22 protein-coding genes are annotated in these 19,296 nt (G+C 72.6%); 12 read left to right on the top strand and 10 right to left on the bottom strand.

Annotated elements, in window-relative coordinates; genetic code table 11:
• Window position 1: 1 nt before the first annotated feature.
• Together HZZ00_RS20500 and HZZ00_RS20495 are read right to left on the bottom strand one after the other, a co-directional pair.
• Window positions 2-886 carry an SDR family oxidoreductase gene (locus HZZ00_RS20500; RefSeq protein WP_180327798.1) on the bottom strand — a complete coding sequence of 295 codons (885 nt, stop codon included), beginning with the start codon at window positions 884-886 and terminating at the stop codon, window positions 2-4.
• Window positions 887-896: 10 nt separating this feature from the next.
• A complete protein-coding gene (locus HZZ00_RS20495) occupies window positions 897-1,619 on the bottom strand; it encodes a DUF1990 domain-containing protein (RefSeq protein WP_180327797.1) in 723 nt (240 codons plus the stop codon).
• A 90-nt stretch (window positions 1,620-1,709) separates the two neighbouring features.
• On the opposite strand from HZZ00_RS20495, the gene HZZ00_RS20490 reads away from it, so the two are divergent.
• From HZZ00_RS20490 to HZZ00_RS20465, 6 genes are all read left to right on the top strand, one after another.
• Window positions 1,710-1,958 carry a hypothetical protein gene (locus tag HZZ00_RS20490; protein ID WP_257584927.1) on the top strand — a complete coding sequence of 83 codons (249 nt, stop codon included), beginning with the start codon at window positions 1,710-1,712 and terminating at the stop codon, window positions 1,956-1,958.
• A gap of 6 nt (window positions 1,959-1,964) precedes the next feature.
• A complete protein-coding gene (locus tag HZZ00_RS20485; protein WP_257584926.1) occupies window positions 1,965-2,687 on the top strand; it encodes a DUF1990 domain-containing protein in 723 nt (240 codons plus the stop codon).
• A gap of 182 nt (window positions 2,688-2,869) precedes the next feature.
• On the top strand, window positions 2,870-3,712 hold the full coding sequence (locus HZZ00_RS20480) for an MBL fold metallo-hydrolase (protein ID WP_180327796.1): 843 nt from the start codon (window positions 2,870-2,872) through the stop codon (window positions 3,710-3,712).
• Window positions 3,713-3,910: 198 nt separating this feature from the next.
• Window positions 3,911-4,147, top strand: a complete 237-nt coding sequence (locus HZZ00_RS20475) for a hypothetical protein (RefSeq protein WP_257584925.1) — start codon at window positions 3,911-3,913, stop codon at window positions 4,145-4,147.
• A 261-nt stretch (window positions 4,148-4,408) separates the two neighbouring features.
• A complete protein-coding gene (locus tag HZZ00_RS20470; protein WP_180327794.1) occupies window positions 4,409-5,419 on the top strand; it encodes an aldo/keto reductase in 1,011 nt (336 codons plus the stop codon).
• 45 nt (window positions 5,420-5,464) lie between these two features.
• The gene (locus HZZ00_RS20465; protein ID WP_180327793.1) at window positions 5,465-5,884 is read left to right on the top strand and encodes an SRPBCC family protein; all 420 of its coding nucleotides are present in this window, start codon (window positions 5,465-5,467) and stop codon (window positions 5,882-5,884) included.
• A 42-nt stretch (window positions 5,885-5,926) separates the two neighbouring features.
• Here the strand turns inward: HZZ00_RS20465 and HZZ00_RS20460 are convergent, their stop codons facing one another.
• Entirely contained in the window at window positions 5,927-6,361 is a 435-nt protein-coding gene (locus tag HZZ00_RS20460) for a VOC family protein (protein ID WP_180327792.1), read from the bottom strand.
• Window positions 6,362-6,449: 88 nt separating this feature from the next.
• Entirely contained in the window at window positions 6,450-7,340 is an 891-nt protein-coding gene (locus tag HZZ00_RS20455; RefSeq protein WP_180327791.1) for a LysR family transcriptional regulator, read from the bottom strand.
• 70 nt (window positions 7,341-7,410) lie between these two features.
• On the opposite strand from HZZ00_RS20455, the gene HZZ00_RS20450 reads away from it, so the two are divergent.
• From HZZ00_RS20450 to HZZ00_RS20440, 3 genes are all read left to right on the top strand, one after another.
• Complete coding sequence (locus HZZ00_RS20450; RefSeq protein ID WP_180327790.1) at window positions 7,411-7,728, top strand: hypothetical protein; 318 nt, start codon at window positions 7,411-7,413, stop codon at window positions 7,726-7,728.
• Window positions 7,725-8,477 (top strand): SDR family NAD(P)-dependent oxidoreductase, encoded by a 753-nt coding sequence (locus HZZ00_RS20445; protein ID WP_180327789.1) that lies wholly within the window; start codon window positions 7,725-7,727, stop codon window positions 8,475-8,477. The genes HZZ00_RS20450 and HZZ00_RS20445 overlap by 4 nt, the downstream gene beginning before the upstream one ends.
• A gap of 261 nt (window positions 8,478-8,738) precedes the next feature.
• Window positions 8,739-9,254, top strand: a complete 516-nt coding sequence (locus HZZ00_RS20440) for an NUDIX domain-containing protein (protein WP_180327788.1) — start codon at window positions 8,739-8,741, stop codon at window positions 9,252-9,254.
• A gap of 65 nt (window positions 9,255-9,319) precedes the next feature.
• Here the strand turns inward: HZZ00_RS20440 and HZZ00_RS20435 are convergent, their stop codons facing one another.
• Window positions 9,320-10,408, bottom strand: a complete 1,089-nt coding sequence (locus HZZ00_RS20435; protein ID WP_180327787.1) for an alcohol dehydrogenase catalytic domain-containing protein — start codon at window positions 10,406-10,408, stop codon at window positions 9,320-9,322.
• Between the two features lie 92 nt (window positions 10,409-10,500).
• Between HZZ00_RS20435 and HZZ00_RS20430 the strand changes: the two genes are divergently transcribed.
• On the top strand, window positions 10,501-11,469 hold the full coding sequence (locus tag HZZ00_RS20430) for a LysR family transcriptional regulator (protein ID WP_180327786.1): 969 nt from the start codon (window positions 10,501-10,503) through the stop codon (window positions 11,467-11,469).
• Here the strand turns inward: HZZ00_RS20430 and HZZ00_RS20425 are convergent.
• The 4 genes from HZZ00_RS20425 to HZZ00_RS20410 all read right to left on the bottom strand — a co-directional run bounded on the left by HZZ00_RS20425 (window position 11,453) and on the right by HZZ00_RS20410 (window position 14,425).
• Window positions 11,453-12,088, bottom strand: a complete 636-nt coding sequence (locus tag HZZ00_RS20425) for a TOPRIM nucleotidyl transferase/hydrolase domain-containing protein (protein WP_180327785.1) — start codon at window positions 12,086-12,088, stop codon at window positions 11,453-11,455. The genes HZZ00_RS20430 and HZZ00_RS20425 overlap by 17 nt on opposite strands.
• A gap of 131 nt (window positions 12,089-12,219) precedes the next feature.
• Window positions 12,220-12,783 carry a TetR/AcrR family transcriptional regulator gene (locus tag HZZ00_RS20420; RefSeq protein ID WP_180327784.1) on the bottom strand — a complete coding sequence of 188 codons (564 nt, stop codon included), beginning with the start codon at window positions 12,781-12,783 and terminating at the stop codon, window positions 12,220-12,222.
• Between the two features lie 54 nt (window positions 12,784-12,837).
• Window positions 12,838-14,229: an amidase gene (locus HZZ00_RS20415; protein ID WP_180327783.1), complete on the bottom strand. Its 1,392-nt coding sequence runs from the start codon at window positions 14,227-14,229 to the stop codon at window positions 12,838-12,840.
• Window positions 14,216-14,425: a hypothetical protein gene (locus HZZ00_RS20410; RefSeq protein WP_180327782.1), complete on the bottom strand. Its 210-nt coding sequence runs from the start codon at window positions 14,423-14,425 to the stop codon at window positions 14,216-14,218. Before HZZ00_RS20410 ends, HZZ00_RS20415 begins: the two co-directional genes overlap by 14 nt.
• A 146-nt stretch (window positions 14,426-14,571) precedes the next feature.
• Here HZZ00_RS20410 and HZZ00_RS20405 point away from each other — a divergent pair, with 146 nt between their 5' ends.
• Window positions 14,572-15,477, top strand: a complete 906-nt coding sequence (locus HZZ00_RS20405) for an MBL fold metallo-hydrolase (protein WP_180327781.1) — start codon at window positions 14,572-14,574, stop codon at window positions 15,475-15,477.
• A 264-nt stretch (window positions 15,478-15,741) separates the two neighbouring features.
• On the opposite strand, the gene HZZ00_RS20400 is transcribed toward HZZ00_RS20405, so the two are convergent.
• On the bottom strand, window positions 15,742-16,722 hold the full coding sequence (locus tag HZZ00_RS20400; protein ID WP_180327780.1) for an alpha/beta fold hydrolase: 981 nt from the start codon (window positions 16,720-16,722) through the stop codon (window positions 15,742-15,744).
• Between the two features lie 391 nt (window positions 16,723-17,113).
• Here HZZ00_RS20400 and HZZ00_RS20395 point away from each other — a divergent pair, with 391 nt between their 5' ends.
• Window positions 17,114-19,222 (top strand): AAA family ATPase, encoded by a 2,109-nt coding sequence (locus HZZ00_RS20395; RefSeq protein ID WP_257584924.1) that lies wholly within the window; start codon window positions 17,114-17,116, stop codon window positions 19,220-19,222.
• Window positions 19,223-19,296 lie beyond the last annotated feature (74 nt).

Genomic DNA, 19,296 nt, shown 5'->3' with positions numbered 1-19,296 from the left:
GTCAGTCCTCTCCCGGCTCCGCCGCGGCCCGGTCGGCCCGGCCGCCGGAGCCGAGCGGGCCGGTGGCGCGCAGCGGCCGCCCGGCGTCCAGGCGGGGCAACTCGTGCCGGGCCACCCGCAGTACGACGGGCGGCAGGGCGCAGCGGACCGCCTGGAGGCAGCGCAGCCACGACGGTGCGTAGACCGCGGTACGGCGGCGCTCCACCGCCCTTGCCAGCCGTGCGGCGACCGCTTCGGGCCGGTGGATGGTGCGCCCGGGAGCCGGCATGTGGACCCGCAACTCGTGCAGCGCGGCGAACCGTTCGGCCTCGCGGATCAGATCGGTGTCCGTCCAGGCGGGGTAGGCGATGCCCACGGCGACCCCCTGGTGCGCGACTTCCGCCCGCAGCGCGTGGGCGAACGCCTCCACACCCGCCTTGGAGGCGCAGTAGGCGCTCATCATCGGTGTGGCACCGATCGAGGCCAGCGACGCGACCTGGAGGAAGTACCCGGCCGTCGCGACGAGATCGGGCAGGAAGGCCCGTGCCGTGTGGGCGCTGCCCGTCAGATTGACGTCGATGACACGGCGCCACGACGCGGGGTCGGACACCGCGAACGGTCCGCCCTCGGCGATGCCCGCGTTCGCCACGACCACCGAGGGCCGGCCGAGACGGCCGCGTACCTCGGCCGCCGCGTCGTCCAGGGCGGTGTGGTCCGTGACGTCGACCTCGATCGCCAGGGCAGCGGTGGGCAGCGACGCGGCCAGCGCGCCCAGTTCGGCCCCCTCGTGCCCGAGGAGGGCCAAGCGCGCCCGGCGCCGGGCGAGTTGGCGCGCCAGGGTGGCGCCGAGTCCGCGCGCTGCTCCGGTGATGACGACGGTCCGGTCCCGCAGAGGGCTGTTCGCCACCGGTCGGCCCTCATCCCTTCCGCGGTGTCATCCGGGACGGCTGGAGCCGGCGGGTGCGGATGTGCACTCCGTCCACCAGCCGGCCGCCCGAGGCCTTGACGGCGGACAGGCAGAAGCGGACCCACATGTTGAGCTGGATCTCCTTCGCCACGCGCAGATGCGAGTACAGCACGTGCACCAGCCGGGTGGCGGCGCGCGCCCACAACTCGATCTCGAACACCAGCAGGTCGCCGTCCCGGCGTGCGCGGAACTGCACCTGTCCGGCCTCCATGTGCCCGCGCAGGGTCACCAGGTGCAGCAGCTCACTGTCACGCTGGACGACCCGCACCGGGCCGTTCCACGGACCCGGCATTTCCACCAGCAGTTCGTCCGCCACGTTCAGTCCGTGGGCGCGGAGTTCGCCCACCCGGATGCCGACCACCTCCGTCGGCACGAAGTGTTCGAAGTGACAGCAGAGCTGCTCGACCAGCCGGGCGCCGTCGACCTCCGCCCCCGCGATGTGCACCCGGAAGGTCCGGTGGAACAGGGGACCGAAGCCGTCCTCGGCGAGTTGCACCGTGTCGTCGACCGCGTCGGGCGGGATCCGCGGTGGACGGTCCTGCTCGTCGCCCTCGCATTCGCCCGCGCGGTACAGCGGCGTCGTCTCCCAGAGGTAGCGCCAGGTGACCAGCACCGTGCCCAGGAGCCATCGCGCCAGCACGGTCAGTGGCCGCGGCCAGCGTGGTGGGGACATCGACCCCCCTCAGGGCATCGGATCGGTGGAAATACGCACGAAGAAATGTGAATGAATATGGACATACCCTGGTATAGCAATGCTGACACGGTGGTGCGACACGAGTGGACGAACCCGGAGGCGCGCATGGTGGTCCGGCTTCTGCACCGCGCGGGCGTGCGCAGCGCTCACCTGCACCTCGCCTCGCTCGGCGCGATCGGGCTGTGCGTGACGCTGTGGGTGCGCGCGAAGACCGTCGACCAGGAGCAGCGGGGGAACGCCGAACGGCGCGCGCTCTTCGTCGGCCTGTGGCCGCCGACGCTGTGGCTGATCGGCGAATCGCTGCGGCGGCCGGAGTGATGACCCTTGGCTGACCGGGTCCTCGGACGGCTCGACGTGGTGCGGGCGTGGCGCGAACTCGCGGACGAGTCCGTCAACTACTCGATGGCCGAAGTGCGCCGTCCCGCCTGGAACGTCGACATCCACCGCACTCCGCTGCCCGCCGAGCCACCGGGCCCTCCCGCGCCGGGGGGATCGTGGACGCACGCCCGCCGCCTGATCCGCGACTACGAGTTCTCCCCGCCGGAGATCGTCCGGGCGCTGTACGACCCGACCGCACCCCTGCTCGGCCGTGACATGCTGCTGGAAGCCCGGTTCCACGGCCTGCACTTCTACTGCGGCGTACGCGTCACCGAAGTGGTCGACGAGACGCGCGACGGCACGGACCACGCCTGGGGGTGGGCCTACGAGACCCTCGGTGGCCACCTGGAGCGCGGGAAGGTCACCTACGAGGTCGTGAAGGACGGCCGGACCGGAGCGGTGGAGTTCGTGGCCAGGTGCCATTCCCAGGGCGCGCCCACGCTGGGTCCCGTCACCTCCCTCGGATGGCGGCTGTTCGGCCGCCGCACCCAACTGCGGTTCTACCGCCGGTGCGGCGCACGCATGTGGCACTTCGTGGAGGCGGCACTGCGCGGTGAGCCCGTCCCGGCCCGCCCGCCGAGGATGGTCGGCCACCTGGTGTACGCCCCCTCCGACGCGCGGGCCCACCGCCTGGACGCACTGGCCGTCAACCGGGTCGCCCCGGGCTGAGGGCGGCCGCCGGGGCTTTCCCGCCGGGCCGCACGACGCCAAGGGCCCCCGGGATCCGGGCGGTCCTGCGAGCCGTACCGGGTACGGACGGCCGGGCGCGGGTACTCCGGGGTGGGTCAGGACGGCCCAGTCCAGTCCCCGCGCAACCACAGACGGGCCCCTCCCGTCGGGCAAGGACCACCATGGCGAGCTTCGACGATTCCGCCGTCGACCTGCACTTCATCGGCAACGCGACGGTCCTGCTGCGGTACGGCGACCTCACCCTGCTCACCGACCCCAACTTCCTGCACCGAGGCGAACCCGCCCACCTCGGATACGGACTGATCAGCCGCCGTCTCACCGAACCGGCGCTGGATCCGTGGGAGCTGCCGCGCCTGGACGCCGTGGTCCTCTCCCACCTGCACGGCGACCACTGGGACCGCAGGGCCCGACGGCACCTGGACCGGTCGGTGCCGATCGTCACCACGCCCCATGCCGCCCGCCGGCTGCGCTCCTGGCAGGGCTTCCGTCAGGCCGGAGGCCTGCGCACCTGGGAGAGCTGCACCTTCCGGCAGGGCGACGCGCAGGTCCGGGTGACATCGCTGCCCGGTCGCCACTCCCTGCAGCCGGTGCTGCGGCGCCTGCTGCCGCCGGTGATGGGCAGCATGCTGGAATTCGGTCCCCGCGGCGGCCCGGCACGGCTGCGGCTGTACGTCTCCGGCGACACGCTCCGCTACGACGGCCTCGATGAGATCGCCCGCCGCTTCCCCGGCGCGGACCTCGCGGTGCTGCACCTGGGCGGCACCACCCTGCCGGGCGGTTTCGTGGTCACCATGGACGGTGCCCAGGGCGCAGAACTCGCCCGCCGCCTCGACTACCGGCACGTGCTGCCCGTGCACTACGACGACTACACCGTCTTCCGCTCCCCGCTCGACGCCTTCCTGACCGAGGCCCGTGCGCTCGGCCTTCAGGAGCGGCTGGTCCACTGCCGGCGCGGGCAGCATGCGCGCGTGATGGCCTCCGAGGAACGGCCCACGGTGCGCTGAGGCGTCAGTTCCAGGGTTCCTCGGACACCAGGGGCTTGCCCGGCGGCCGGGCGGGCCCCGGCCGGGGACGGTCAGGGCAGACTGTGTGAGGTTCGCGAGGCTGGGGAGAGGCTTGTGGAGCGGGGTATGCGGGAGCGAAGCGGCGCGGATCGGGAGCCGAATGCGTACGAGCGGGTCCTCGCCGAGGACCGTAGGGTCGTGCGCGAGCTGTTCCGCGTGAGTGCCGGCGGAGCCCATACCGGGCTCGTCATCACGGCCGTCGTCGTGGCGTTGGCCGCTGCGATCGGCGGCGCCCGGTCGGCGGTGATCGTCGGTGGGGCGGTCGCGGCCTGGTTCGCCGTCGCCCTTTTCGCGGTCCGTCGTGGCGGGCGCCGCGGGCGGGCGGCAGCCGTGCGTGCCTATCTCCTGACCTTCGGCTGGGCCGGCTGGCTTTGATCGGGGCAGGCATCGGGCCTGGGTCAGGGCGCTGACGGCACAGCTTGGCCGACGGGCCTCCACCCTCCTTGCGTTACCACGCGTCTGCAATTATTGTTATGACCCGTAAGGCGCTTCTGCATCTATTTGCCGGGCCGTGCGTCCACTGCCCCACCGTAGCCCGCACGGACCGACGACCCCGCAGAGGCATCCGACCGCCCGGATCTCGCTCAACGGCAGGGAGACCTCGGGCACGGAGACAACGAACGAAGAGGCTCCACCATGTCGCTCACCGACATCCTTCCCGGCAAGCTCGGCTTCGGCACCGCGCCGCTGGGCAACATGTTCCGCGCGATCCCCGACGAGGAGGCCCGCGCGACCGTCGAGGCCGCCTGGGACCAGGGCATCCGCTACTACGACACCGCGCCCTTCTACGGCGCCGGACTGGCCGAACTGCGGCTCGGCGAGGTTCTCGCCACCAAGCCCCGCGACTCCTACGTCCTGTCGACCAAGGTCGGCCGCGTCATCCTCGACGAGCTGGAGGAAGGCGCCCGCGACCTCGGCGAGAAGGGCGGGCTGTTCGAACACGGCCGCCCGAACAAGATAGTTCACGAGTGGACCGCCGACGCCACCGAGCGCTCCATCGAAGACAGCCTGAAGCGCCTGGGTGTCGACCGCCTCGACATCGTCTGGGTCCACGACATCGCCCAGGACTTCCACGGCGACGTGTGGCTGCAGAAGTTCGAGGAGGCGCGCACCGGCGCCTTCCGCGTCCTGTCCCGGCTGCGCGACGAAGGCGTCATCAAGGCATGGGGCCTTGGAGTCAACAAGACCGAGCCCATCGAGCTGACCCTGGCCCTCGACGAGCCGCGTCCCGACGGCTTCCTCCTGGCCGGCCGCTACACCCTCCTCGACCACGAGCACGCCCTGCAGCGCCTGCTCCCCATGGCCCGGGAACAGGGCGTCGACATGGTCGTCGGCGGCCCCTACAGCTCCGGCGTGCTCGCCGGAGGCACCAACTTCGAGTACCAGCAGGCACCGCCCGCCATCATCGAGCGTGTCGAGCGCCTCAAGGCCCTCGCCGACAAGCACGGCATCGGCATCAAGGCCGCCGCGCTCCAGTTCTCCCTCGCCCACCCCGTGGCCGCCGCCGTCGTCCCCGGTGCCACCCGCCCCAGCCGCATCGCCGAGGACGTGGCCGCCCTGGGCGAGACCGTCCCCGCCGCGTTCTGGCAGGACCTGCGCGCCGCCGGCCTGGTCAGCCCGGCCGCCCCGCTGCCCAACGGCGCCTGACCCCGAGTCCCAGCGCGCCGGCACCACAGACCCAGGAGAAAGACCATGGCCTCGACATCCGTCAGCCGTACAGTGCCCGCCTCGCCCGAGAAGGTGTGGAGCCTCATCGGCGGCTTCGACGCCCTGCCCGACTGGCTCCCCTACATCCCCGAGAGCATCCCCCTCGAAGGCGGCCGGGTCCGGCAACTGAAGAACCCCGAGGGGGAGGTCATCCTCGAACGCCTCGTGGACTTCAGCGAGACCGGGCGCCACTACAGCTACACCATCCTCCAGGCCCCGTTCCCCGTCGACGGCTACCTCTCCACCATCCGGGTCCACGCGATCCCCGGCCAGGAGAACGCCGCCGAGGTCCAGTGGTCCGGCCGCTTCAACCCCGACGGCGCCACCGAGGACGAAGTCGTGGACCTGTTCACCGGCATCTACCGCGACGGCCTGGACGCCCTCCACCAGACCCTCGCGGCCTGACACGGACCGGCCCGCGCGCGCGCCGGGCCGCCGGCCCGGATCTCAGTCGAGGCAGAACTCGTTGCCCTCGACGTCCTGCATCACGATGCACGACTCGTTGAAGCCGTCGGCCGGCAGCGTCCGCACGTGTACGGCGCCGAGCGCCATCAGCCGTGCGCGCTCGGCCTCCAGCGCGGCGAGGCGCTCGTCGCCGACGAGTCCGGTGCCGACCCGTACGTCGAGGTGCACTCGGTTCTTGACCGCCTTGCCCTCGGGAACGCGCTGGAAGAACAGCCGCGGGCCGACGCCGGAGGGGTCGACGCAGGCGAACGCGGAACCCTGCCGTTCAGGCGGCAGTGAGCGGTCGAAGTCGTCCCAGGTGGCGAACCCCTTCGGCGGCGGCGGTACGACGTACCCCAGCACCTCGCACCAGAAGCGGGCGACGCGCTCGGGTTCCGCGCAGTCGAAGGTGACCTGGAACTTCTTGATCGATGACATCGGCGCACCATAGCAGGGGCTTCCGGTGCTCATCTCCCCTTTTTCACCTGCCTGTTGGCCGGCCGGTCAGCCCTTCGGGCGGGGCCGGTCACCGGACCTCCCGCGGTCCGGCGGGTCCGTCGTGGCCGGATCGCTTCCCGTTCCAGCGCAGTCCGAGCGCGGCGGTCACGAATGACGCGACCAGTGGCCGGCGGTCCTGCTCGGCCCAGGCGAGCACCAGGCGGCTGGGCGGTGCGTCGGCCACCGGGACGCACACGAGGCCGGGCGGGAGGGGTTCGACCAGTGAGCGGGGGAGCACCCCGATCATCCGGCCCACCATGATCATCTGAAGCAGCTGGACCACGTCGGCGACCTCGGGGCCGCTGCCCTCGCCACCGGGTACGCCCTTCCAGCGTGGCAGCGTCTCGCCGTCCAGGTCGGGCATCCGCACCGAAGGGCGCCCGGCCAGCCGGTGTCCGGCCGGGACGATGACCACGCGGTCCTCGGTGAGCAGCGTCTCGTGGGCCAGGCCGTCGAGGTCGTCGAACGGCGCGTACAGCAGGCCGACGTCGGCCCGGCCGGCGCGCAGGAAGTCGGTGCGATCGGCCGGGCCGCTGAAGAGGATGTCCACCTGGCGGGCGTCCGGCTGGTGCGCGTACGCGGCCAGGAGGCCGGAGAGCAGTCCGGCGTCGCCGCCGGGCTTGAGCACGAGCCGCAGGTGCGCCTGGGTGTCGCCGGCGCGCTGGGCGTGCCGGATGGCGGCGCCGACCGCGTTGAGCGCGTGCCGTCCGTGTTCCTGCAACGCCTTCCCGGCCGGGGTGAGTTCGACGTGCCGGCTGGAGCGGTCGAAGAGCGGGACACCGAGCCGGGTCTCGATCCGCCGGATGGCCTTCGACAGCGCCGGCTGGGCGATCGAAAGCCGGACGGCGGCCCGGCCGAAGTGCAGCTCGTCGGCGAGCGCGATGAAGTACTCCAGCTCGCGGGTCTCCAGTTGGATCATGCCTCCAGGTTATCGCCGGATGGCGAACCGGTCTTGGACGCGGGCGCCGCGTGGAGTCGAGAATTGCCGCATGATCAACCACACGATGATTGTCTCGTTCGACCGGCCGCTGCCCGATGCCGAGCTGGATCAGTACCTCGCGGATATCGAACAGGTCATGCTCGACTCCGGCTGCGCGCAGTCGGTCGCGACCCGGCGCCACCTTCCCGTCCCCGGCGAGGAAGCCATCCCGGCACTGATCGCGACCGCGATCGTCCAGGTGACCGTCGCCGACATGGACGCCCTCGCGAAGGCGTTCACCGCGCCGGGCGTGCACGAGGTCATCGACCGCTGGCAGGCCCGGCACCCGTACAAGGTCGCCTGGGCGAACCACGAGGCGCTGGTATGAGCGGCCCCGCCGGAAAGGCGGGTCTGGTCACCGGGGCCGGCAGTGGGATCGGCCGTGCGGCGGCGCAGCAGTTCGCCCGGAGCGGCGCCGCCGTGGCCGTGCTCGACATCGACGCGGACGCGGCGGCCGAGACCGCCGAGACCATCAGGAAGGACGGCGGGGAAGCGCTGGCCGTCACCGTCGACATCGCCGACGAACGGTCCGTCCGGGCGGCCGTCGAGCGCACGGTCGCCGCGTTCGGCGGCCTCGATTTCGCGGTGAACAACGCCGGTATGGCCTCGCACCACCGCAGACTCGACCAGATGACCCCGGACGAGTTCGAGCGTGTCGTCCGCGTCAATCTGACCGGGACGTTCCTCTGCATGAAGTACGAACTGCCCGTACTGCGCGGCCGTGGGGGCGGTGCGATCGTGAACATCGCCTCCAACGGAGGTCTTTACGCGATCCCGACCGCCCCCGCCTACGTGGCCGCCAAGCACGGCGTCGTCGGCCTCACCAAGGTCACCGCGGTCGACTACGCCCCGGACGGCGTCCGGGTCAACGCCGTGTGCCCCGGCCCCACCCGCACTCCCGGGTTCGAGGAGGTGGCGGCCGGTACCGACATGATCGCGCGGCAGGCGGCGATCACACCGCTCGGCCGACTGGCCACGCCGGAGGAGGCCGCCGCGGCGGCGGTCTGGCTCTGCTCGGACGCCGCGTCCTACGTCACCGGGATCGCGATGTCGGTCGACGGCGGACGGCGGGCGTGAAAAAAAAGGGGGCCGTCGCGGTCGAGGGACAGGGGCCTGCGGGGGGCGTGCCCGCGCGTCGCCCGCGGTCCGGACGCCGTGCCCGGCGGCGGGACGGAGCCGGCCCCGACGGTCACGGCCCCCGAGTCGGCCGTCCTGCCCGGGCCCGGAACCACAGCTCGTGGCTCCGGGCCCGGCCGTCTTGCGGTCGCGGGGGTGGATACTTCGGCGTCGTCGACGCGCGCCCGCGCCCGACCCGCCCGACCGGAGGGGAACCCCGCAGTGACGTCCGCCGAGCCGTTCACCCGCATCAAGATCCGCGTCGCCGCGGCCCTGTTCAACGGTGATGACATCGCCCTCATCCACCGCGTCAAGAACGGCCGGGACCAGTACACCCTGCCCGGCGGCAACGTCGAAGCCGGCGAGCCCATCCACCGGGCACTCGCCCGCGAACTCCACGAAGAACTGGGCCTCGACCTCACCGAGGCCATCAAACCCCCGAGGCTGACCTGGGTCCAGGACGCCATGGTCACCCGCCCCGGTGGCGCCCCGCCCCGCAAGCTCCACCTCGTCTTCCGCGTCCACATCCCCGATGCCACCCGCGCTCGCCTGAGCACCGTCGAGTACGACGACGCCGTCGGCACCGGCCGGCTCGCCTGGCGCCCCTACAAGGAGACGGGCGGCCGGTCGCTGTTCCCGCCGGTCCCCGTCGCGGATCTGGACACGCCGACGGCGCCCGTCGACGCCGCCCGCGCCTTCCTGCCGCCCCTGGACGACACGAACTACCGGTGGATCTGACGGGCTACGACGCCTGGTCCGCGGTGGAACCGTACGACTGCCGGGCGGCACACGGCGCGTGCCCGTCAACTCGCGCGCGGGGTGAGGACGGTCCGGTCGAACGGTCCGCCGTGCACGGTGGCGTACCGCACGGCGTCGTTGACGGCGTCCAGGCCGAACGTACGGATCTGTTCGGATCCAAGGTCGAGCGCGCCTGCCGCGACGAGCCGGATCATGCCGACGTTCGCCGAGCGCGGGTACATCCACTGGCCGCGCACGGTGACAGAGTTCCGCATGAGCCACGGGTAGGGGAGGGCGAGATCCTCGCCGCCGAGCATGCCGACGCCGCCCATGAGGACGACGCGGCCCTGTTCGCGCACGGTCATGGCCGCGGTGCGGGTCACCGAGCTGGGCGCGGCCGGCGGGAGGGCGTCGAACACCATGTCGATCGGGCCGTCGGCGGCCGCGGACATCGCGGCCCGGTCGGCGGCTTCGTCCCCGGTCAGTCCGACTGGTCGTACACGCGGGCCGAACCGGTCGGCGAGCAGACCGAGGACGGCACGGTTGCGGCCCGGCGCGACCACGCGGCCGGCTCCCATGGCCAGCGCCAGGGCCACCGTCGTACTGCCGAGATTGCCGGTGGCCCCGCTGACGAGGATGGTCTCGCCGGGTTCGAGCCCGCCTGCCAGCAGCCCTCCGTAGGGGATGGTGTAGACGCCCAGCAAGGACCAGCGGGCAGGGTCGTCCCCGGCCCGGTCCGGCAGCGGATGGACGTTCTCCGTGGGCACCCGCATCAGTTCCGCGAACGACCCGTCGTGCAGGTACCGGGCGAGCCGCGCGCCGCCCTCGCCGCGGGAACTCCAGCCCTGGAGCATGATGTCGGGCGTCAGCGCGTCGTCGCGGGCACGCACGGTGCAGTCGCACCACACGAGGTCGCCGACCCGCAGCCGGGTGGCGTCCGGACCGACGTGCACGACCCGCCCCACCCCTCCCAGGCCGGGTATCAGGGGCGGTTCGAGCGGGTAGTTCCGCCGACCGCCGAAGACATCCTCGGAATACGGCGGGACGAAGGCCGCCAGGACCTCGACCACCACTTCGCCGCCGCGCGCTTCGGGCTCGGGCACCTCCCGCACGCCGAGCGGGGCTCCGAACCGTGTCAGGACCGCTGCTCGCATCCTCTGACCTCCTTGATCGTCGGTCTCGAGGCTAGGAGCGCGATGGGCATGCGCCAAGCGACGATCCCGCATATGTGGTATGCGTAAGACGCATGGACTTCTCCAGCACGGCGCTCCGGGTGCTGCGCCAGGTCGCCGAGTCGGGCAGCTTCACCGCGGCGGCCGCCCGGCTCGGCTACACCCAGTCGGCGATCTCACGTCAGGCGGCGGCGCTCGAACGCAGCGCGGGCACCGAACTGTTCGAGCGCCGCCCCGACGGCGTGCGGCTCACCCCCGCCGGCCTCACCCTGCTGCGGCACGCCCGCACCATCCTGGACACCGTCGCGGCGGCCGAGCACGAACTCGCCGGCTCCGCCGCGCGGACGGAGCTGGTACGGCTGGGCATGTTCCCCAGTGCCGGGGCCACGATCCTCCCCGAACTGCTCGCGGGGCTCGCGGCGGACAGCCCGCACATCACGGTCACGACGCGCGAGGGCACCACGCCCGCCCTCCTGCGGGGCCTGCGCGCGGGCTCGATCGACATCGCCGTCCTCACGTCCCGCCCGCCGCACCGGCCGTCGGACGGCGAGTCCCCCCGGCTGCACATCGAAACGGTCGAGGACACCGAACTGCGCGTGGCGGCAGCGACGGCCGGCCCGTTCTCCGGCCGTGCCACCGTGCATGTGGACGAGCTCGTCGACGCCCCCTGGATCGCCACCCCGTCATCGGACGCCGAACCGCTCCTCGGTGTCTGGCCCGGCCTGCCGGGACGGCCCCGCGTCGTCCACAGCACGAGCGACTGGCTGACCAAGCTGCGGCTGGTCGCCGCCGGTTCCGGTGTGACGACCGTCCCGGCCCGCATGTCGGGGGTCTTGCCCGACGGGGTGAGCCTGCTGCGCGTGGACGGAGCACCCCCCGAGGTCCGCCGCGTGCTCGTGGCCCGCCTTCCCGGCCGCCCGGTCCCGGGAGTCGCGGCCGTCACCCGAGCGATCACCTCGCCCGACAGGTCCGTCGATCACGGCAGCGGCGCCGCGCCGCGGACACGCACCCGCGGCCCCGCCGCCGTCAGCCCTCCTGAATGAGTGTCAGTTCGCCCAGCAGGCCTCCGAGTGGGGCGGGAGTCCGGTCGGGGGCGAGATCCTCGACCAGGACGCGGCCGTAGCGGATCTTGCGCCCCTTTCTGGTGCCGAGGAAACGCCTGAACTGCTGCCTCGGAGGCCGGCCTTGCTGGGCGGGCTGGCGCAGGAAGGTCTGGAGTGCGCGCAACTCGCCTTGCGACCGGATGAGTTCCGCCACCCGTGGCACACCCAAGGCTCGGATCAGTTCGTCCTCCAGATCCGCGGCGCACACGAAGAAGTCGTCCCGGGCGGCGCCGGCCTGGCTGAAGCCCCGTGCGTAATAGGGGCGTTCCGTCTCGTCGCACAGTCCGGTGAGGCGGAGGTCCAGTCCCGAGGGTCCGAGGAGCCGGACGTAGCGCCCGACGCTCATCGCACCGCCGATCGGCAGGACGCAGATCCCCTCGGCCGCCAGGTCCCGGCCGCGGCCTTCCGCCAGCGCGTCGACCGCCGCGACGTCACTCGGCCCCTCCAGCAGCACGACCGCCCGGACCGCCAGCCGCGCGGCCAGGTCCCGGGCCGGTTCGCCCGGCCCACCGGCCGCCCACGCGGTGACCGCGTCTCGGAACGCCCCCATGTCGGCCATGGGACGAGTCTGCGTCCGGTCCGCTGGCACCGCGAGGGAATTTCCCCGAGGGCGCGGTCGGGGAGGTGAAGGGCGTGACGGGCGGGCCGCTGGGCAGCGGCTGTGCACAGGGCCGGGGCCGCCTCGACCGCTCAGCGTTCGGCCGGGCCGAGGACGGCTGTCACCAGCCGGCGCGCGTACGCGCCGTCCAGCCCGTCCGGGCGGAAGAGGATGCGGTACATCAGGGGAGCCACGACGTGGTCGATGACCGCTTCGGTGCCGGGTGTCGGCTCGCCGCGTTCGGCCGCCCTGGTGAGCACGGCGTCGATCTGCTCGGCGGCATAGGCGGAGCACTGCCCGGCGTTGCCGCCGTCCGGGTCGCCGAGCAGGGCGTCGCGGATGTAGGCGCGCCCGGTGGGGGAGGACATCTCGTCGAGGAACTGCTCCGCCCAGCTGGTCAGGTCGCTCAGCAGGGCCCCGTGGTCGACCGGTGCCGTGTCGGGCCGCAGCCGCTCGACCGCCACGTCCGACAGCAGTTCTTGCAGGTCCCCCCAGCGGCGGTAGATCGTCGACGGGGTCACCCCCGCGCGCTGGGCGACCTGCGGGACCGTGAGCGTCTCCCGGCCGTTCTCCGCGACGAGTTCGCGTACGGCGGCGTGCACTGATGCCTGGACCCGGGCGCTGCGGCCGCCCGGACGCACCATCTGCCTGCTCATGGCATTCATCTTAAAGCAAATTCATTGCGTCTGACGGAAGCCTTCCCCGGCCGCTCATGCCGCGCGCGCGAGCTCGCGGGCGGGCCGGGACTGCTCGTAGGCATGGCCGACGCGCAGGAGCACGCTCTCCGAGAGGGGGCGCCCCAGGAGCTGCATGCCGATCGGCAGCCCCGCCGGGTCGTGGCCGACCGGCAGGCAGAGGGCGGGCACCCCGGTGATGTTGGCGGGGGAGGAGAGGCGCACATAGGCGTCGGACACACTCTCGACGCTGCCGTCGGCCCAGGTGATCGTCTCCTGTCCGGCCCGCACGGCGGTGGCCGGGACGGCGGGAGCCGCGATCACGTCGACCTCCCGGAGGAGGCGGTCCCATGCCTCCCGCATGAGGGTGCGCGAGCGCTGGGCGCGCAGATAGTCCCCGGCGGTCATCAGCTCGCCGGCCTCCAGCAGGACGCGGACGTCGGCCTCGTAGAGCTCGGGGACGGTCCGCAGGGTGCGCTCGTGGTAGGCGGTGGCCTCGGGCACCATCAGGCCCCAATGCGTGGCCTGGACATAGCGGGCCATGGGGATCTCCACGTCGACGAGGTGCGCGCCGAGGGTCCGGAGCCGGTCGACGGCCTGCCGGACGGCGGTTTCCACCTCCGGGTCGACGCGGTCGAAGTAGTAGGTGCTCGGTACGCCGACCCGCAGGCCGGAGAGGTCCGTTCCGGCGGTCGGACGGTAGTCGGTGGCCGGTGCGGCGAGCGAGGCGGGGTCGCGCGGGTCGTACCCGGCCAGCGCGGTCAGCACCAGGGCCGCGTCCTCGACCGTGCGGGTGATCGGGCCGACGTGGTCCAGTGACCAGGACAGGGACGTGACACCGTGGCGGGGGACGAGGCCGTAGGTCGGCTTGAGGCCGACCACCCCGTTGAGCGCGGCGGGCACCCGGATCGAGCCGCCGGTGTCGGTGCCGAGGGCGAAGGTCGCGGAGCCCGCCGCGACGGCGACGGCGGACCCGCCGCTCGACCCGCCGGCGACCCGGCCCGGGTCCCAGGCGTTGCGGGTCTGCGGGGTGGTGAGGCCGTAGGCGAACTCATGGGTGTGCGTCTTGCCGAGGAGGACCGCACCGGCCGCCGCCAGGCGCGCGGCGACCGTGCTGTCGCTGTGCGCGCGGTGGTCGGCGCGGACCCGGGAACCGGCCGACGTGGCCGTGCCGGCGACGTCGATCAGATCCTTCAGGCCCATCGGGACGCCGTGCAGCGGACCGCGGTAGCGGTCGGCCGCGATCTCGCGTTCGGCGTCCCGCGCGGCGCTGCGGGCGCGCTCGGCGTCGACGGCCGCGTACGCCCGCAGCCGCGGTTCCGTCCGGTCGATCCGCTCCAGGACGGAGTCCACGAGTTCCACGGGCGACAAGCGGCGGGCGCGAATCGCGTCGGCGGCCTCGGTCAGGGACATCTCATACGGCCGCATCGGGCTTCTCCTGTTCGGCGCGGTAGGTGAGGGCGGGCGGGGTGTCGCCGAACTCCAGCTCCCGCAGGACGGCGACGACCGAGTGGATGTGGCGGGCGACGGCGGCGACCTCGGCATGGCGGTCGCTCGGCAGGGGAAGCCCGGCACGCGCGGCCCAGCGGGCGGCTTCCGCGGGGGCGAGATCGCCAGGGGACATGGGCCTCTTCTTTCGTCAGGACGGGGCAGGGCAGGGCGGAGGAAGCCCTGCCCCCTTAAAGCTAACTCTTTGCGTTAGGTGACTGTAGGGCCTACGATGCGCTTAACGCAAACGAATAGCTTTTAATGTCGCCGGAAGGAAAGATCATGAACGCTTCCCCCTCGGCCGGCGCTCCCAGCTGGAGCGTGGGCGGCATCCGCGTCCACCGCATCGACGAGACCGTCCTGCCGCCCGCCACCGGGGAATGGCTGCTGCCGGACGCCACGCGGGCCCTCGTCACCGCTCAGGACTGGCTGCGCCCCGACTTCGCCGACGCCGAAGGTGTCCTGCGCCTCGACAGCCACAGCTTCGCCTTCGTCCTCGGCGGGCTGCGCATCGTGGTGGACACCGGCATCGGCAACGGCAAGGAGCGGGCCAACCCCGCCTGGCACAACCTGCGTACGAGCTACCTCCAGCGGCTCGCCGACGCCGGTTTCCCGCCGGACGAGGTGGATCTGGTGATCCTCACGCATCTGCACGCCGACCACGTCGGCTGGAACACCCGCGAGGTGAACGGGGAATGGGTCCCCACCTTCCCCAACGCCCGTTACCTCGTGTCCCGTACCGAGCGGGAGTTCTGGGCCGGACAGGACATGGAGGAGGCACGCAGGCAGATGTTCCGGGACTCCGTCGTCCCGGTGGAGGAATCAGGACAGCTCGACCTCGTGGACATCCCGGCAGAGGGCGCCGGGGTCGTTTCCGGCCTGCGCCTGCTGCCCACCCCCGGACACACCCCGGGCCATGTCGCCGTCGAACTGACCGACGGGGGCCGCCGGGCTGTGATCACCGGCGACTGCATCCACCACCCCCTCCAGTTCGCCCACCCCGCCGTCGGCGCCTGCGTCGACATCGACTCCGAACGCTCGGAGCGTTCCCGCCGCGCACTCCTCGGCTCGCTCGCCGGCACCGACACCCTCCTCCTGGGCACCCACTTCCCCCCGCCCACGGCCGGCCGCGTCATCCCCCACGAGGGCGCCTACCGCCTCGCGCCCGTCCCGGCCGACAGGCACTGACCCCCGGGGCGATGCGGTGACCGCGCCACCCCACGCCCCCACGGCGCCGCGGGCCTCAGTGGCACACGAACGACTTCTTCGCCGTACTGGTGCTCGCTGCCCGGTGGGCCCCACCACCGTTCCCTGGCTTCGTGCGGTCCGACGGGTTGACCGCACGGAGGGCAGCGCCCCCGCGACGCATCCGGCGCAGGCAGAGGCCAGACGTGATGCCGCGCCTGCCGGTCGCGGCTCGGGATGCCGCTTCCGGGCGCGCCCGGAAGCGGGTCAGGCGGTCAGGGCGGCGAGCCAGTCGGTCAGGATCCGGTTGACCTCGGCGGGCCGTTCCTGCTGGATCCAGTGCCCGCAGCCGTCGAGGACGTGCGAGGAGACCAGGCCCGGCAGCGTGACCGGGTACGCCTCGATGGCGTCGGCGAGCCAGGTCGTGGAGGCGTCCAGACCACCGCCGATGAACACCGAAGGCTGGGTGACGGGAGCGCCGTCGAAGGGGGCGAGGTCCTCCCAGTCACGGTCCATGTTCCGGTAGCGGTTGAGCGCTCCGGTCATGCCCGTCCGCTCGAACTCCCCGGCGTAGACGTCGAGATCGTCCTCACCGAGCCAAGCGGGACGGTGGCCGGCGGGGAACCGGTCGCGCAGTTTCCCGCCCCTGCCGACGAAGTGCGGGTCGGGGGCGTCGGGTCCGGGCATGGTGTCGGCGGACAGAGCGGCGTAGAAGCCGGCGAGCCAGCCGCGCACATCGGGTTCGATCTCCGCCTCGGCGCGGCCCGGCTCCTGGAAGTAGGAGACGTAGAACTCCTCCGCACCGCCCATCCCGGCGAAGACGTCGCCGGGCCGGGGACCGCCGCGCGGGGTGTAGGGAACGCTCAGGAGCCCCACCGCGCGGAAGACCTCCGGCCTCAGCAGGGCGGAGTTCGCGGCGATGGTGGCACCCCAGTCGTGACCGACGATCACCGCGGTCTCCTCGCCCAGGGCGCGTACCACCGCGACGTTGTCCTCGACCAGGTCGACCATCCGGTACGCGTCCGTCGCGGCGGGCCTGGAGGAACGGCCGTAGCCGCGCACGTCGATGGCGACGGCCCGGTATCCCGCCGCCGCGAGGGCCGGCAGCTGGTGGCGCCAGGAGTACCAGGACTCCGGGAAGCCGTGCACCAGCAGCACCAGGGGCCCGGTCCCCTGCTCCACGAGGTGGATCCGGCCTCCCGGCGAGGCCACCGACCGGTGTGTGATCTCCGAGACGTGCTGCGACATGTGTCCTCCCGCATGGCCAGTCCTGCGTGCCGCCGTCACGGTCCCGCCTCGCGGTCCGCCCGGCTCGATGCCGATCATCGGGAGGTCCCGCCCGTGACACGAGCGCGTTTGCCGGTTCGGCAAATCGGCCCCGGAGGCGGCGCCCGTGGGCCGCTCACGGCGCAGGCTCGCCCGGCCGCGTACGGCGAAGGGGGCATTCTTCGCCGTACGCGGCGGTGCGCGTCGTCCACACACCGATGACAAGCACTTTCCCTGCGCGGAAATCACAAGAAGCCGCACTCCCGCACCTGAGGACACATTTCCCGCGCCTCGGTCAACATTTACTTTTCCGGAACAGATCTGCATAGTGGCGCCTCGCGATATCGGCGGGCAGAACACGGAGGGCATTTTCTTGCCGCAGATCAACGAGGGCGCCGCACACGAGGTGAAGCACGAGCAGGCCCAAGTGACCGTCATAGGCGAGCTGTTCGACACGCGCCTGGCGGAGGCACGGGCGGAACTCGCGCAGGTGCTCGCGTCGGCACCCGACGGGGCGGGCGAAACCTATGAACGGGAGGTGACCGCCGGCCGGCTGACGAGTGAGGTACGCCGGCTGGAAGGGGCCGAAGAAGGACTCGTGTTCGGCCGGATCGACCTCGCGGACACGACGGTGCTGCGCATCGGGCGGATCGGCCTGCACCGGGAGCCGGACGACCTGCCCCTGCTGGTGGACTGGCGCGCCGAGGCCGCGCGGCCCTTCTACGAGGCCACCCCGGTCCACCCGATGGGGCTGCGCCGGCGCCGCCATCTGCGCCTGGCGGGCCGCACGGTGACCGATCTGAGCGACGAACTCCTCGACGGCTCCGAACCCACCGGCCGGGACGTGATCGGCGACAGCCCGCTGACGGCCGCACTCCAGGAGAGGCGCACGGGCCGCATGGGCACCGCGGTCGCCACACTCCAGGTCGAACAGGACGCGATCGTCCGCTCACCGCACCGCGGCGTCACCGTCGTGCAGGGCGGTCCCGGCACCGGGAAGACGGTGGTGGCGCTGCACCGCGCCGCCTATGTGCTGTACGCGTTCCCCAAGGCATCGGAGCGCGGTGTGCTGGTCCTCGGGCCGAACACACGGTTCCTCGACTACATCAGCCAGGTCCTGCCCTCACTCGGCGAGAACGACGTCGTCCTGGCGACCTGCGAGGAACTGGCCGGCATCACGCCGGACATCGCGGCGCCCTTCGAGGCGGCGCGTCTGAAGGGGAGCGCCGCACTGGCCGACGACCTGGCCGCCGTGGTCCGCTCCTGCCAGGCCCCCGGCGGCTCATTCGACATCCGGATCGGGCGGGAACGGGTCCGCCTGCCGGACGACGTCGTCGCACAAGCACGCGCGACGGCGCAGACCAGCGGTCTCGCGCACAACCGGGCGCGTCAGCTGTTCAAGGAACTGCTGATCGACGCCCTCGTCCGCGAACTCGCCCGCAGCGGCGCCGAGGAACTCGAACGGATCGACGCCCAGGTCGCGCAGCTGACCGGCCTCGACCTGGACCGGGTCGCCGCGGCCGACCTGCGCCGCCTCGGCATCGACGCCGCGCCCGCCTCAGGTGCCGACGAGTTCGACGCCGACACCGTGCGCGCCGGCCTTCTGGACGACGCCTTCCTCGACGAGGCCGTCGAGGAGCTGTGGCCGCACCTGACGCCCGGCGACGTGGTCCACACGCTGCTGGCCGACGCCGATGCGCCGGCCCCCCACCTGCGCCGGCTCACCGCCTCCCAGCAGGCCCTGCTGCGGCGAACCCCCGACGCGCCCTGGACGGACGCCGACGTGCCGCTCCTCGACGAGGCGGCGAGCCTGGTCGACGGCCCGCCCGAGCACACCTTCGGGCACGTCGTCGTCGACGAGGCACAGGAGCTGACCGCCATGCAGTGGCGGATGATCGTACGACGCTGCCCGGGCAGATCGATGACCCTGGTCGGGGACTTCGCCCAGGCAGGACCGGCGACGGTGGCCCGGGACTGGAAGGAGGCACTCGGCCCGGACCTCGGGCGGCGCTTCGACCTGCGGACCCTGACCGTCGGCTACCGCACCACACAGGAGATCCTCGCCACCACGGAGGACCTGCTCGCCCGCATCGACCCGGGCCGCCCGGCGATCCGGTCGATCCGGCACGGCGAGCCGCCCCGGACCCTCACCGCCACCCCGGCGTCGCTCCTCGCCGTCCTCGACCGGGAACTGCGGGCACAAAGCCGCGCGCACCCGGGGGAGTTGACCGGGGTGATCTGCGCGGACGACCGCACCGAACAGCTCACGGCCGCCGGTGTCGAACAGCACGCCCGGCTGGTGCCGGCCTCCCAGGCCCGCGGCCTGGAGTTCGACGCCGCCGTCGTGATCGACCCGGACCGGATCACCACCGCTCGCCCCGGAGGCGAGCGCGACCTGTACGTCGCCCTCACCCGCGCGACCAAACGACTGTGCACCATCACCGTCACCGCCGTCGACGCTCCGGGAACACCGGCGGGGTGACGGGGCCGAGCAGGTTCTTCACGGCCGCCGCGAAGGAGGCGGGCCCGCCTTCCTCGGGGCGGGCTCGCGGCCCT

Source organism: Streptomyces sp. NEAU-sy36, from assembly GCF_013423905.1.
Taxonomy (GTDB): Bacteria; Actinomycetota; Actinomycetes; order Streptomycetales; family Streptomycetaceae; genus Streptomyces; species Streptomyces misionensis.
Note: the sequence above shows the minus strand (reverse complement) of the source record. Positions and strands in the feature narration are given on the sequence as shown.

Bases quoted from the DNA above. Each gene is read 5' to 3' on its own strand.
- HZZ00_RS20450 (WP_180327790.1), top strand. From the start codon at position 7,411: ATGATCAACCACACGATGATTGTCTCGTTCGACCGGCCGCTGCCCGAT.
- HZZ00_RS20400 (WP_180327780.1), bottom strand. From the start codon at position 16,722: ATGTCGCAGCACGTCTCGGAGATCACACACCGGTCGGTGGCCTCGCCG.
- HZZ00_RS20460 (WP_180327792.1), bottom strand. From the start codon at position 6,361: ATGTCATCGATCAAGAAGTTCCAGGTCACCTTCGACTGCGCGGAACCC.
- HZZ00_RS20495 (WP_180327797.1), bottom strand. From the start codon at position 1,619: ATGTCCCCACCACGCTGGCCGCGGCCACTGACCGTGCTGGCGCGATGG.
- HZZ00_RS20410 (WP_180327782.1), bottom strand. From the start codon at position 14,425: ATGTCCCCTGGCGATCTCGCCCCCGCGGAAGCCGCCCGCTGGGCCGCG.
- HZZ00_RS20420 (WP_180327784.1), bottom strand. From the start codon at position 12,783: ATGAGCAGGCAGATGGTGCGTCCGGGCGGCCGCAGCGCCCGGGTCCAG.
- HZZ00_RS20470 (WP_180327794.1), top strand. From the start codon at position 4,409: ATGTCGCTCACCGACATCCTTCCCGGCAAGCTCGGCTTCGGCACCGCG.
- HZZ00_RS20435 (WP_180327787.1), bottom strand. From the start codon at position 10,408: ATGCGAGCAGCGGTCCTGACACGGTTCGGAGCCCCGCTCGGCGTGCGG.
- HZZ00_RS20445 (WP_180327789.1), top strand. From the start codon at position 7,725: ATGAGCGGCCCCGCCGGAAAGGCGGGTCTGGTCACCGGGGCCGGCAGT.
- HZZ00_RS20455 (WP_180327791.1), bottom strand. From the start codon at position 7,340: ATGATCCAACTGGAGACCCGCGAGCTGGAGTACTTCATCGCGCTCGCC.
- HZZ00_RS20415 (WP_180327783.1), bottom strand. From the start codon at position 14,229: ATGCGGCCGTATGAGATGTCCCTGACCGAGGCCGCCGACGCGATTCGC.
- HZZ00_RS20430 (WP_180327786.1), top strand. From the start codon at position 10,501: ATGGACTTCTCCAGCACGGCGCTCCGGGTGCTGCGCCAGGTCGCCGAG.
- HZZ00_RS20425 (WP_180327785.1), bottom strand. From the start codon at position 12,088: ATGGCCGACATGGGGGCGTTCCGAGACGCGGTCACCGCGTGGGCGGCC.
- HZZ00_RS20405 (WP_180327781.1), top strand. From the start codon at position 14,572: ATGAACGCTTCCCCCTCGGCCGGCGCTCCCAGCTGGAGCGTGGGCGGC.
- HZZ00_RS20480 (WP_180327796.1), top strand. From the start codon at position 2,870: ATGGCGAGCTTCGACGATTCCGCCGTCGACCTGCACTTCATCGGCAAC.
- HZZ00_RS20465 (WP_180327793.1), top strand. From the start codon at position 5,465: ATGGCCTCGACATCCGTCAGCCGTACAGTGCCCGCCTCGCCCGAGAAG.